Raw genomic sequence first — 12,006 nt, 5'->3', positions numbered from 1 at the left:
CGTGGCCATCTGGGGAGTGGGCGTCGACGTCGTCGACCTGGCACGGTTCGAGAAGTCGCTCGAGCGCACGCCTGGCCTGCGCAGCCGGCTGTTCCGGCCCGAGGAGCTGGCCGCGGGGCACACCACGGAGTCGCTCGCGGCTCGGTTCGGCGCCAAGGAGGCCTTCGTGAAGGCGCTCCGCTCGCCCGCCGGACTGTCCTGGCAGGACATCGAGGTCGTGCAGGACGCGGCGGGAGCACCCTCGCTGGAGCTCCACGGCGCGGCGGCCTCCCGGGTCCAGGAGCTGGGCATCACGGCCGTCCACCTCTCGCTCTCGCACGACACCAGCGTCGCCACCGCGTTCGTCGTCGCGGAGTCCTGACGTGCTGCGCGCCCACCGCGCCGACGACGTGCGCGCCGCCGAGCAGGCGCTGCTCGGGACCCTCGACGACGACGGCGAGCTGATGGCCCGGGCCGCCCGTGGCCTGGCCGAGGCGATGCACCACGTCCCGGCGGGCGAGGTGCTCCTCGTGCTGGTGGGCTCGGGGTCCAACGGTGGAGACGCCCTCTTCGCCGCGGCGCATCTGCTGGACCGCGGCGTGCGCGTCGACCTCCTGCTGCTCGAGCCCGAGAAGGTCCATGCCGCAGGGCTGCGGGCCGCGCTGACGGCCGGGGCCCAGGTGGTCGACCGTGCCGGCGGGCACCGCTTCGTGCTCGACGCGATCGTCGGCATCGGGGGTCGGCCCGGTCTGCGTGAGCAGGCCGTCGAGGTCGTCCGTCAGCTCCAGGGCGCCGACGTCACCTCGGTCGACGTGCCGTCGGGCGTGGGAGTCGACGAGGCCACCACCGGCGAGCCGCACGTCCGGGCCCGTCGCACGGTCACGTTCGGCACGCACAAGGTGGCGGGGCTCGTGGACCCCGCGGCAGCGGTTGGGGGAGGGACACCGGTCCTGGTGGACATCGGGCTCGGCCCGTACCTCGGCGCTCCGGCCGTCGAGGCGCTCGAGGAGACCGACGGTCACGTCCTCGCCCGGCACCTGTTCACCGACGCCGTGAGCCACAAGTACACGCGCGGCGTCGTGGGGGTCGCAGCCGGCTCCGACGAGTACGCGGGCGCGGCGCACCTCTGTGTGGCCGGCGCCCAGGCCGGACCCGCGGGGATGGTCCGATTCGTCGGCGAGGAGTCCCTCCGGCACCGGGTGGTCGACCGAGCACCCGAGGTGGTGGCCTCGTCCTACGACGAGGCCGGGCGCGTGCAGGCCTGGGTCGTCGGCCCGGGCGGCGGCAGCCAGGCCGGCGAACGTCTCGCCTGGGCGCTCGAGCAGGGAGTCCCGCTCGTCGTCGACGCCGACGCGCTGCAGCACCTGCCCGACCGCTTCGAGGTGCCGGCCCTCCTGACGCCGCACGCGGGTGAGCTGGCCCGCATGCTCGGCGTCGAGCGCGACGACGTGGAGGCCGAGCCGCTCGCCCACGCCACGCGCGCGGCCGAGCAGTCGGGCGCGACGGTGCTCCTCAAGGGCGAGCGAACCCTCGTGGTCCGGACCGGTGCCCCGGCACGGGTCAACCTCGTGTCCACCCCGTGGCTCGGCACAGCAGGCTCGGGCGACGTCCTCGCCGGGTTCGCCGGCGCCCTGGTCGCTGCTGGGCTCGACCCGTTGGACGCTGGCTCGGTGGCCGCGCTCCTGCACGGTCGTGCCGGGCAGCTGGCCAACCCCGGCGGGCCGTTCACCGCGTCCGACGTCGCCCGGCGCCTGCCGTCCGTCGTCGCGGCCTTCCTGCGGGGAGACGGCGCATGAGCCGCGAACCGCAGGCCGAGGCCGTCATCGACCTCGACACCTACCGGTCCAACCTCGAGGCACTGCGTGCCGCGGCGCCCGGCGCTCTCCAGATGCCCGTGGTCAAGGCCGACGCCTACGGCCACGGTCTCGCGCCCGTGGCCCGGGCCGCTCGCGAGGCGGGTGCCGACTGGCTGGGCGTGGCCACCGGGGCGGAGGCGCTCGCCCTGCGCGAGGCCGGCGACACCGGGCCCGTGCTGTGCTGGCTCGCTGCGCCCGGCGCCGACTTCACGTCGCTCGCCGAGGCCGACGTCGAGGTCACGGCATCGTCCGCCGAGCAGCTCGCCGAGATTCTTTCCGGCAGCACGCGTCGGCCCAAGGTCCAGCTCAAGGTCGACACCGGGCTGCTCCGCAACGGCGCCTTCGGCCCCCAGTGGGACCTCCTCGTCGAGGCCGCCGTGCAAGCCCAGTCCGCGGGGCGGCTCGAGGTCACGGGCGTGTGGTCGCACTTCGCGTGCGCCGACGAGCCGGACCACCCCGCCAACGACGAGCAGGAGCGGGTCTTCACCGAGTCCGTCGAGCAGCTCGAGGCGGCCGGGATCGCGCCGAGGCTCCGGCACCTGGCCAACTCCGCGGCCACGCTCGTGCGTCCCTCGTCCCACCTCGACCTCGTGCGGGTCGGGATCGCCTCGTACGGGATCAGTCCCGACGCCGGGCTGCAGCACGGCGTCGCGCTGCAGCCCGTCATGACGCTGCGCGGGCGCGCAGTCTCCGTCAAGCGTGTCCCGGCCGGCCGCGGCGTCTCGTACGGCCACACCTACGTCACGGACCGCGAGACCACCCTCGTCGACGTGCCGCTCGGCTATGCCGAGGGCGTGCTGCGCACCGCCTCGGGGCGGGCGCGGGTCGGCGTGGCCGGCGCCCAGGTGCCGGTGGCGGGGCGGATCTGCATGGACCAGCTCGTCGCCGACGTGGGCGACCTCCCCGTCGCGCGGGGCGACGTCGTCACGCTCTTCGGCCCGGGCGACGACGGCGAGCCCACCGCCCAGGACTGGGCCGAGGCCGCCGGTACGATCGCGTACGAGGTCGTCACGCGGCTCGGTGGTCGCATCGTCCGCACCTATCGAGGAGAACGATGAACCGACTCACGGCACTCGGCGTCACCGCCGGAGCGTTCGTGGCTGCAGGTGTCACCGCCAAGGTCGTCGACGTGAGGCGCACGTCGGCCCGGCGCGACGAACTGGCCGACGCCACGGCGTTCGGCACGGTGCACAGCCCCGCACAGACCGTGGTGGCCCACGACGGGACGTCAATCAACGTCGAGGTCGACGAGGCGCCCGATGCGCCGGCCGATGCTCCCACGATCGTCTTCGCCCACGGCTGGACCTGCACCCTCGACACCTGGCACTTCCAGCGGCTCGCGCTGCGGGGTCGCTACCGGATGGTCTTCTACGACCAGCGCTCCCACGGCGCGTCGGGTCGCTCGCACGCCGACTCCTCCGGCCTGGACGACCTGGCGCAGGACCTCGCTGCGGTGCTCGACGCGCACGTGCCCGACGGGCCGGTGGTGCTCGTGGGCCACTCCATGGGCGGCATGACCCTCATGGAGCTCGCCGGGCGCGAGCCCAAGCTCTTCGGCACCCGCGTCGTGGCCACCATGCTCATCGGCACCAGCTCGGGCAGGCTCATCCACGAGGCGCCGGCGCTCGCGAAGCTCGCCCCGCTCCTGCGGGTGGCCAGCCCGGTCCTCGACTGGGGTCGCGGCTTCAACAGCCGCACGCTCATGAAGCGCTGGGCCGTCGGCCCCGGAGCGAGCGACGCCGCCGTCGACATGACCGACCTCATGATCCGGCAGGCGCGCACCCAGGTGCTCCTCGACTTCTACCCCAACTTCGTCACGCTCGACACGACCGCCGGACTCGTCGACCTGGGACAGGTGCCCACCGTGGTGCTCTGCGGGACCAAGGACATGCTGACCCCGTTCAAGCACAGCCGCCGGCTCGCCGAGACCATCCCGGGCGCCACGCTCGTGGCGGTCGAGGGAGCGGGCCACATGGTCATGCTCGAGCAGCCCGGCCGGGTCACCGAGGCGCTGCAGGGCCTCCTGGAGAGGGCTGCATGAGTCGGATCCGCGCCCTCGACGTCATCGACGCCGGGCCCGAGCACGCGCCCGCCGTCCTCGACGTCATCCGACGCTCGTTCGGTGCCCGCCAGCAGCTCGACCCGCCGTCCACGGCGCTGGAGGAGACCGAGGAGTCCATCGCCGCGGTCCTCGCCGGACCCGGGGGGCTCCTGGTGGAGCGACGCGGCGAGCCCATGGGCGCCCTGCTGTTCGACGAGTCGCGGCCCGGTTCCCTCGGCCTGCGCCGGGTGGCGGTGGACCCCGACATTCAGGCCCGCGGCGTCGCGTCGGCCATGGTGGGCGTCGCCGAGGACACCGCCGAGGAGCGCGGCAAGGACGGCATCTGGCTGCACGTGCGCGAGGAGCTGCCCGAGACGGTGCGCTTCTGGGCTCGCCGCAAGTACCACCCCCTGCGCCAGGACGGACCGCTCATCGAGTTCGGCAAGACGCTCTGGCTCGCGCGCGAGGTGCCCACGCCGGAGGCCATGCACCACCTGGCCGACCGCGTCGCCTCGCTCGTGCGCGCCGGCGACCTGCTCGTCCTCTCCGGCGACCTGGGCGCCGGCAAGACCACCTTCACCCAGGGCCTCGGCGACGCCCTGGGTGTCCGCGGCCCCATCACGTCTCCCACGTTCGTGCTGGCCCGGACGCATCCCTCGCTCGTCGGGGGCCCGCCGCTCGTCCACGTCGACGCCTACCGGCTGGGCGGTGCCGAGGAGGTCGACGACCTCGACCTCGACACCACGGCCGACGAGGCGGTCACGGTCGTCGAGTGGGGCGCCGGCATCGCCGAGCAGCTGAACGACAGCTGGCTCTCCGTCACCATCGAGGTCCGCGGTCCCCGCCCCATCGACCCCCTCGGCACCCCGCACGCCGGCGAGGTCCCTGGTGCCGAGGAGATCGACGACGTCGAGCCCCGCGTCGTCACCATCAAGCCCAACGGCCCCCGCTGGGTCGGCGTCCCGCTCCGCTCCACCCTCCTCGGCTGACCCCGACCCCGAGATTCGCGGCTCCATCCACCGAATGGGGCACGAGAACGGTGGATGGGGCCGCAAATCTCGGCGTGGGGGAGGGTGTCCTAGGCTCGGGGCGTGCTCCTGCTCGCCCTCGACACCGCCGGTCCCGCGGTCAGCGTCGCGCTCCACGACGGCCACGACGTCGTGGCCACCGCGAGCGGTGTGGGCACCATGGCGCACGGCGAGCTCCTGGCCCCGGCCATCCGCGACGTCCTTGCCGAGGCCGGTGTGACCGCCGCAGACCTCACCGACGTCGCCGTCGGGGTGGGCCCGGGCCCGTACACGGGACTGCGGGTCGGCGTGGTCACGGCACTCACGCTCGCCCAGACCCTCGGGCTCACGACGCACGGCGTGTGCTCGCTCGACGCGCTGGCCGTCGGCACGACGGGCGAGGTGCTGGTGGCCATCGACGCCCGGCGCAAGGAGGTCTACTGGGCCCGGTACGTCGATGCACGCCGCGTCGACGGTCCCCACGTCGACCGGCCCGCCACGCTCGCCGAACGTCACCCGGGTCTCCCCGTCGTGGGACGCGGCGCAGCGCTGTACCCCGACCTCCTGGTCGACGGGGGTGGCCCGCTGGACGCGGAGGCCGCCGACCTGGCCCGCGCGGTCGTGGCCGGCACGGTGGAGGAGCTGCCGCTCGAGCCGCTGTACCTGCGCCGCCCCGACGCGGTCGAGCCCGGCGCCGTCAAGCGCGCATGAACCGCCCGGCCGAGGGCCGTGACGTGGACGCCGTGACCGGCATCGAGGCAGTGTGCTTCGGTTCCGAGGCCTGGAGCAGGACGCTCGTCGAGGACGAGCTGCGCGCGGGACGCGTGCTGCTCGTGAGCGAGCTGGACGGCGAGGTCGTGGGCTACGTCGACGTGAGCGTCGTGGCAGACGTCGCGGACCTCCTGCGTGTGGCGGTCCTCCCACGCGCCCGACGCGGAGGCCGCGCGGCCGCGCTGCTCGACGCCGCGCACGATCGGGCAGCGGCCGCGGGTGCAGAGCGCGTCCTGCTGGAGGTGGCCGCGGACAACGAGGCGGCGATCGGCCTCTACCGCGCGGCGGGATACGGGGCCATCAGCCGCAGGAAGCGCTACTACCGCGACGGCTCCGACGCCCTCGTGCTGGAGAGGTCGCTCGTCGCGGAGGACGAACGATGATCGAGGAGATCCGGTCCTGGCCCTGGGCGTGGGCCTGGCTGACGCTGTTCGTCATCGTGCTGCTGCGGGCCGGCGCCACGTGGGGGATCGGTCGGGCCATCGCCGCAGGCGCCCTGCGCAGGCGCGACGCCGAGGGGCGGGCGTCCGCGCCCCGCGTCCGGCGCGCGATGGAGCGGGTCGAGCAGTGGGGCCCTCCCGTGGTCACGCTGAGCTTCCTCACGGTCGGCGCGCAGACGGTCGTCAACCTCGCCGCGGGCCTGGCGCGGATGGGCTGGGTCCGCTACGCGATGGGTCTGGTGCCCGGCGCCGCCATCTGGGCCACGATCTGGACGTCCCTCGGTGCCGGCGTCGTCGCGGCCGCCACGAGTGCGGGGGCCGACCACACCGAGGCCGTCGTGCTGCTCGTCCTGACCGTGGCCGTGGTGCTGGTCGTCGCCGTGGTTGCGAGTCGGCGTCGGCGTGACACGCTGGAGCCATGACGGATCACCCCATCGAGAGCGACCAGAAGCAGCCCCAGGACACGCTCGTCGACCGCGGCGTCGACGACGTCCTCGACGAGGGCTACTCGCCGGCCGAGAACTACGGACCGGGCGAGGGCTTCGGGACCACGATCGACGAGGAGCGCGAGGGCGAGACCCTCGAGCAGCGCGTCGCCCAGGAGGAGCCCGACGTCGACCCGTACGCCGACGAGGAGCTCGAGGGCAACGTGGGCGACCTCGACGACGAGGTCGGTGGTGAGCGCGCCGGTCGTCTGGTGGATCCCGACCAGGGCCTGGGCGAGGACACCGAGAAGGACCTCGTGGGCGACGACGTCGGCATCGACGGTGCAGGCGCCAGCGCCGAGGAGGCCGCCATCCACGTCATCGAGGACGAGTAGCGGTCGGTGCTCCGGCGGGGACTCGTTCCCCACTCCAGTGCACACCCGTCCACTACGCTGCCGACATGCGCGACTACACGTACCCGACCATCATCGTCACGGCCAAGACGCTCTTCCGGGCGCTGGGCATGAAGTTCCAGATGTCCGGGACGGAGAACATCCCGCGCGAGGGCGGAGCCATCCTGGCCGCCAACCACATCGGTTACGTCGACTTCGTCTTCGACGGCCTGGCCACGCAGCCCAGCAAGCGGCTCGTGCGGTTCATGGCCAAGAAGGAAGCCTTCGACCACGCCGTCGGCGGCCCGCTCATGCGCTCGTTCCACCACATCGAGGTGGACCGTGACAACGGCGAGGCGTCGTACCACCGGGCCGTGGAGTACGCGCGCTCCGGCGAGGTGGTGGGCATCTTCCCCGAGGCCACGATCAGCCGCTCCTTCGAGATCAAGGAGCTCAAGACGGGTGCCGTGCGCATGGCCGCGGAGGCGGGCGTCCCGCTCATCCCCATGGTCACGTGGGGCACGCAGCTGCTGAAGACCAAGGACCACGAGTCCGACATCTGGGGTCGCGGCAAGACGATCGCGCTCCACGTCGGCAAGCCGCTCCAGGTCACGGGCGAGGACCCCGTCGCCGAGACGCTGGAGCTCAAGAAGGCCATGAGCGCCCTGCTCGACAAGGCCATCACCGAGTACCCGGTCAGCCCGGAGGGGCAGTGGTGGGCTCCGGCCCGCTACGGGGGCACCGCTCCCACTCCCGAGGAGGCCGACCGACTCGACGCGGAGGAGAAGGCCGCCAAGGCCGCCCGACGCGCCGCCCGAGAAGGAGGAGCAGCATGAAGGCCATCTACCAGGACACCGTCCTCGCCGAGGCACCCCAGGACGAGCTCGTCCGCATCGAGGGGAACTGGTACTTCCCGCCGGCCAGCCTCGCCGAGGGTCAGTTCGCGCCCAGCCCCACGGCGTACCACTGCCCGTGGAAGGGCGACGCCCAGTACTGGACCGTCGGGTCCGGCGACGACGTCCTGGAGGACGGCGGCTGGTCGTACCCCGAGCCCATCCCGTCGTCGTTCGAGCGCGTCGGCACCGACTACAGCGGCTACGTCGCGTTCGACCCCCGCGTCACGGTCAGCGAGTAACCGGCGAGGATGGGGTCGTGACTGAACCCCTCGTCCTCGGCATCGAGTCGTCCTGCGACGAGACCGGTGTCGGCATCGTGCGCGGCACGGAGCTGCTGGCCCACGCGGTCGCCTCCAGCGTCGACGAGCACGTGCGGTTCGGCGGCGTGGTCCCCGAGGTCGCCAGCCGCGCCCACCTCGAGGCCATGGTGCCCACGCTGGAGCAGGCCTACGCCGAGTCGGGCGTGCGCATCCAGGACGTCGACGCCATCGCCGTCACGTGCGGGCCCGGACTCACCGGCGCCCTGCTCGTGGGTGTGGCTGCCGCCAAGGCGCTCGCGCTCGCCCACGACAAGCCGTTGTACGGGCTCAACCACCTCGTCTCGCACGTCGCGGTCGACCAGCTGGAGCACGGTCGGCTCGACCGGCGCGTGGGTGCGCTCCTCGTCAGCGGCGGGCACACCGAGATCCTCCTCGTCGACGACCTCGCCGATGGCGTGCAGATGCTCGGCAGCACGATCGACGACGCCGCGGGCGAGGCCTTCGACAAGGTCGCTCGTCTGCTAGGCCTCCCGTACCCCGGTGGCCCGCACATCGACCGCGCGGCACAGGACGGCGACGGCAGGGCCATCGCCTTCCCGCGTGGCCTGACCAAGGGTCGCGACCTGGAGAAGCATCGCTACGACTTCTCCTTCTCCGGTCTCAAGAGCGCCGTCGCTCGGCACGTGCAGCGGGAGCAGGCCGCCGGGCGCTCGATCGACGTCGCCGACGTCGCGGCCTCGTTCCAGGACGCCGTCGTCGACGTGCTGACCTCCAAGACCGTCAAGGCGTGCCGCGCCGAGGGCATCGACACGCTCGTCGTGGGCGGGGGAGTGGCGGCCAACGGTCGCCTGCGCGCCCTCATCGAGGAGCGGGCCTCGGCGGCCGGCATCGAGGTGCGGGTCCCGCGTCCGGGGCTCTGCACCGACAACGGCGCCATGGTCGCCGCCCTGGGTGCCGAGGTGGTGCGGCGAGGCGTCGCCCCGTCGTCGCTCGACCTCCCCGTCGACTCGAGCATGCCCGTCACGCAGGTCGTCGCCGCCTGAGTCGGTTTACCACGGGGGGTTGGCAAACAGACCCATACCTACGGAAGCTTCCGTAGGTATGGGTCGGCTTACCGACTTAACGTGGTAAACCGTCGTCGACACGCCATCTGCTTTTCTTGAATTGTTCAGGAAAAGAGGGCATGGTGTCAGTGTGCCCGTCGCGACTGCGTTCCCCGACCTCCTGAGGGAGGCGGGCCTGCGTGTCACCACGCCGCGCGTCGCGGTGCTGGGCGCGGTCCACGCCCACCCCCACGCCGACACCGAGGTCCTCATCGACGCAGCACGCGTCGAGGTCCCCGCCGTGTCGCACCAGGCCGTCTACGACTCGCTGCGCGTGCTGTCCGACGCCGGGCTGATCCGACGGATCCAGCTCCCCGGTCACGTCGCGCGCTACGAGTCGCGCGTGGGCGACAACCACCACCACCTCGTGTGCCGCTCGTGCGGCGCCATCGAGGACGTGGACTGCAGCGTCGGGCACGCGCCGTGCCTGACCCCCTCGGACCACCACGGCTTCGTCATCGACGAGGCCGAGGTCATCTACCGCGGAACCTGTGCGGCCTGCCGGGCCGCCCAGACCGTCTGAAACGTCTCCCGAAGACGACGAACCGGAAGGAAGAGACATGGCTGAGCACAATGCGGAGGTCGGCGACCTCAACGACCCCAGCAACGAGGGGCGTTGCCCGGTCGTCCACGGGGCCAAGTACCCCGCCGAGAGCGGCAGCACCAACTCCGGCTGGTGGCCCAACCGGCTCAACCTCTCGATCCTGGCCAAGAACCCCGAGGCCCGGAACCCGCTCGCGGCCGACTTCGACTACAAGGCTGCCTTCGAGGCCCTCGACCTGGCCGCGGTCAAGTCCGACATCGCCGACGTCCTCACGACGTCGCAGGACTTCTGGCCCGCCGACTTCGGCACCTACGCGCCCTTCATGATCCGCATGGCCTGGCACAGCGCCGGCACGTACCGCGTGCAGGACGGCCGCGGCGGAGCCAACGCCGGTCAGCAGCGCTTCGCCCCGCTCAACAGCTGGCCCGACAACGGCAACCTCGACAAGGCCCGCCGCCTGCTGTGGCCCGTCAAGAAGAAGTACGGCCAGAACCTCTCCTGGGCCGACCTCATGATCCTCACGGGCAACGTCGCCCTCGAGACGATGGGCTTCGAGACCTTCGGCTTCGCCGGCGGCCGTCCCGACGTCTGGGAGGCCGACGAGGACGTCTACTGGGGCCCCGAGACCGAGTGGCTCGGCGGCGAGGAGGGCGGCGCGCAGCGCTACTCCGGCGACCGTGAGCTCGACGGCCCGCTGTCGGCCGTGCAGATGGGTCTCATCTACGTGAACCCCGAGGGTCCCGAGGGCAACCCCGACCCGCTCGCCTCGGCGCGCGACATCCGCGACACGTTCGGCCGCATGGCCATGAACGACGAGGAGACCGTCGCGCTGATCGCCGGCGGCCACACGTTCGGCAAGACCCACGGCGCCGGCCCGGCCGACCTCGTCGGCACGGAGCCCGAGGGCGCCTCCATCGAGGAGCAGGGCCTGGGCTGGAAGAACACCCACGGCACCGGCAAGGGCGCCGACGCCATCACGTCGGGCCTCGAGGTCACCTGGACGTACCACCCCACGCGCTGGGACAACGAGTTCTTCCACATCCTGTTCGCCTACGACTGGGAGCTCTTCGACTCCCCGGCCGGCGCGCACCAGTGGCGTCCCAAGAACAACGCCGGCGACGGCCTCGTGCCCGAGGCGTTCGGCGACGGCACGCGCGAGCCGCGCATGCTCACCTCCGACCTCGCGCTGCGGTTCGACCCCATCTACGAGCCCATCTCGCGCCGGTTCAAGGAGAACCCGGAGGAGTTCGCCGACGCCTTCGCGCGTGCTTGGTACAAGCTCACGCACCGCGACATGGGTCCCATCGTCCGGTACCTCGGCCCCGAGGTCCCGAGCGAGGAGCTGCTCTGGCAGGACCCCGTCCCCGCTGCCGAGGGTGCCCCGCTCACCAACGCCGACGTCAGCGCCGTGAAGGACGCGGTCGCGGCCACCGACCTGAGCATCAGCGACCTCGTGAGCGTGGCCTGGGCCTCGGCCTCGACGTTCCGCATCAGCGACATGCGCGGCGGCGCCAACGGCGCCCGCATCCGTCTGCAGCCGCAGGCGAGCTGGGAGGTCAACAACCCCGACGAGCTCGCCCGGGTCCTCGGCGTGCTCGAGCAGGTCCAGGCCGACTTCAACGCGAAGGGTGGCGCGCACCTCTCGCTCGCCGACCTCATCGTGATCGCCGGCAACGTCGGCGTCGAGAAGGCGGCCCAGGCCGCCGGTCACGACGTCACCGTCCCGTTCCGTGGGGGTCGTACCGACGCCACGCAGGAGCAGACCGACGTCGAGTCCTTCGCGTGGCTCGAGCCCCGGGCCGACGGCTTCCGCAACTACGAGGCCAAGGGCAACCGCCTGCCGGCCGAGTACCTGCTGATCGACCGCGGCAACCTGCTGGACCTCACCGCGCCGGAGCTCACGGTCCTCGTCGGCGGTCTGCGTGTCCTCGGCGCCAACTACGACCGCTCCGACCTGGGCGTCCTCACCGACCGCCCGGGCCAGCTGACGAACGACTTCTTCGTCAACCTGCTCGAGCTGGGCCAGGAGTGGTCGGCCGTCAACGACACGTCCACGGTCTTCCAGTCCAAGGACGCGTCGGGCCAGGTCCGCTGGACCGGCTCGCGGGCCGACCTGGTCTTCGGCTCCAACTCCGAGCTGCGTGCGCTGGCCGAGGTCTACGCCAGCGACGACGCGGCCGAGAAGTTCGTCCAGGACTTCGTGGCGGCGTGGGTCAAGGTCGCCGAGCTCGATCGCTACGACCTGCGCTGACCGATCGCAGCCACGGTGTGACCGTCCGGTCGGAACTCTTC

Annotated in this window: 14 protein-coding genes; all 14 read left to right on the top strand. The window is 72.5% G+C overall.

The features are described 5' to 3' along the window. The first annotated feature begins 1 nt into the window (after position 1). The 14 genes from ASD11_RS11220 to katG all read left to right on the top strand — a co-directional run bounded on the left by ASD11_RS11220 (position 2) and on the right by katG (position 11,965). Positions 2-361 carry a holo-ACP synthase gene (locus ASD11_RS11220; RefSeq protein WP_056288775.1) on the top strand — a complete coding sequence of 120 codons (360 nt, stop codon included), beginning with the start codon at positions 2-4 and terminating at the stop codon, positions 359-361. Position 362: 1 nt separating this feature from the next. Beyond that, positions 363-1,775: a bifunctional ADP-dependent NAD(P)H-hydrate dehydratase/NAD(P)H-hydrate epimerase gene (locus tag ASD11_RS11215; protein WP_056287151.1), complete on the top strand. Its 1,413-nt coding sequence runs from the start codon at positions 363-365 to the stop codon at positions 1,773-1,775. Further along, positions 1,772-2,893: an alanine racemase gene (gene alr, locus ASD11_RS11210; RefSeq protein WP_056287149.1), complete on the top strand. Its 1,122-nt coding sequence runs from the start codon at positions 1,772-1,774 to the stop codon at positions 2,891-2,893. Before ASD11_RS11215 ends, alr begins: the two co-directional genes overlap by 4 nt. Beyond that, a complete protein-coding gene (locus ASD11_RS11205) occupies positions 2,890-3,876 on the top strand; it encodes an alpha/beta fold hydrolase (RefSeq protein ID WP_056287146.1) in 987 nt (328 codons plus the stop codon). Before alr ends, ASD11_RS11205 begins: the two co-directional genes overlap by 4 nt. Then, positions 3,873-4,865, top strand: a complete 993-nt coding sequence (gene tsaE / locus ASD11_RS11200; protein ID WP_056287143.1) for a tRNA (adenosine(37)-N6)-threonylcarbamoyltransferase complex ATPase subunit type 1 TsaE — start codon at positions 3,873-3,875, stop codon at positions 4,863-4,865. The genes ASD11_RS11205 and tsaE overlap by 4 nt, the downstream gene beginning before the upstream one ends. A 102-nt stretch (positions 4,866-4,967) precedes the next feature. Continuing rightward, a complete protein-coding gene (tsaB, locus tag ASD11_RS11195) occupies positions 4,968-5,594 on the top strand; it encodes a tRNA (adenosine(37)-N6)-threonylcarbamoyltransferase complex dimerization subunit type 1 TsaB (protein WP_056287139.1) in 627 nt (208 codons plus the stop codon). Between the two features lie 23 nt (positions 5,595-5,617). Beyond that, positions 5,618-6,037 carry a GNAT family N-acetyltransferase gene (locus tag ASD11_RS11190; protein ID WP_162246479.1) on the top strand — a complete coding sequence of 140 codons (420 nt, stop codon included), beginning with the start codon at positions 5,618-5,620 and terminating at the stop codon, positions 6,035-6,037. Continuing rightward, positions 6,034-6,516: a DedA family protein gene (locus ASD11_RS11185; RefSeq protein WP_056287134.1), complete on the top strand. Its 483-nt coding sequence runs from the start codon at positions 6,034-6,036 to the stop codon at positions 6,514-6,516. Before ASD11_RS11190 ends, ASD11_RS11185 begins: the two co-directional genes overlap by 4 nt. Beyond that, entirely contained in the window at positions 6,513-6,914 is a 402-nt protein-coding gene (locus ASD11_RS11180) for a DUF5709 domain-containing protein (RefSeq protein WP_056287132.1), read from the top strand. The genes ASD11_RS11185 and ASD11_RS11180 overlap by 4 nt, the downstream gene beginning before the upstream one ends. Positions 6,915-6,979: 65 nt before the next feature. Further along, the gene (locus ASD11_RS11175) at positions 6,980-7,747 is read left to right on the top strand and encodes a lysophospholipid acyltransferase family protein (protein ID WP_056287127.1); all 768 of its coding nucleotides are present in this window, start codon (positions 6,980-6,982) and stop codon (positions 7,745-7,747) included. Continuing rightward, positions 7,744-8,046 carry a DUF427 domain-containing protein gene (locus ASD11_RS11170; RefSeq protein ID WP_056287122.1) on the top strand — a complete coding sequence of 101 codons (303 nt, stop codon included), beginning with the start codon at positions 7,744-7,746 and terminating at the stop codon, positions 8,044-8,046. The genes ASD11_RS11175 and ASD11_RS11170 overlap by 4 nt, the downstream gene beginning before the upstream one ends. A gap of 17 nt (positions 8,047-8,063) precedes the next feature. Beyond that, positions 8,064-9,110, top strand: a complete 1,047-nt coding sequence (tsaD, locus tag ASD11_RS11165) for a tRNA (adenosine(37)-N6)-threonylcarbamoyltransferase complex transferase subunit TsaD (RefSeq protein WP_056287119.1) — start codon at positions 8,064-8,066, stop codon at positions 9,108-9,110. A 151-nt stretch (positions 9,111-9,261) separates the two neighbouring features. Beyond that, positions 9,262-9,693, top strand: a complete 432-nt coding sequence (locus ASD11_RS11160; RefSeq protein ID WP_056287114.1) for a Fur family transcriptional regulator — start codon at positions 9,262-9,264, stop codon at positions 9,691-9,693. A gap of 37 nt (positions 9,694-9,730) precedes the next feature. After that, positions 9,731-11,965 (top strand): catalase/peroxidase HPI, encoded by a 2,235-nt coding sequence (gene katG / locus ASD11_RS11155; protein WP_056287110.1) that lies wholly within the window; start codon positions 9,731-9,733, stop codon positions 11,963-11,965. The last annotated feature ends 41 nt before the right edge of the window (positions 11,966-12,006 follow it).

It is taken from the genome of Aeromicrobium sp. Root495 (genome assembly GCF_001426755.1).
GTDB lineage: Bacteria > Actinomycetota > Actinomycetes > Propionibacteriales > Nocardioidaceae > Aeromicrobium.
Note: the sequence above shows the minus strand (reverse complement) of the source record. Positions and strands in the feature narration are given on the sequence as shown.

What these genes read in the sequence shown, in the direction of transcription:
- ASD11_RS11205 (WP_056287146.1), top strand. Translation starts at nt 2,890, where the DNA reads ATGAACCGACTCACGGCACTCGGCGTCACCGCCGGAGCGTTCGTGGCT.
- ASD11_RS11180 (WP_056287132.1), top strand. Translation starts at nt 6,513, where the DNA reads ATGACGGATCACCCCATCGAGAGCGACCAGAAGCAGCCCCAGGACACG.
- ASD11_RS11175 (WP_056287127.1), top strand. Translation starts at nt 6,980, where the DNA reads ATGCGCGACTACACGTACCCGACCATCATCGTCACGGCCAAGACGCTC.
- ASD11_RS11170 (WP_056287122.1), top strand. Translation starts at nt 7,744, where the DNA reads ATGAAGGCCATCTACCAGGACACCGTCCTCGCCGAGGCACCCCAGGAC.
- katG (WP_056287110.1), top strand. Translation starts at nt 9,731, where the DNA reads ATGGCTGAGCACAATGCGGAGGTCGGCGACCTCAACGACCCCAGCAAC.
- ASD11_RS11185 (WP_056287134.1), top strand. Translation starts at nt 6,034, where the DNA reads ATGATCGAGGAGATCCGGTCCTGGCCCTGGGCGTGGGCCTGGCTGACG.
- tsaE (WP_056287143.1), top strand. Translation starts at nt 3,873, where the DNA reads ATGAGTCGGATCCGCGCCCTCGACGTCATCGACGCCGGGCCCGAGCAC.
- alr (WP_056287149.1), top strand. Translation starts at nt 1,772, where the DNA reads ATGAGCCGCGAACCGCAGGCCGAGGCCGTCATCGACCTCGACACCTAC.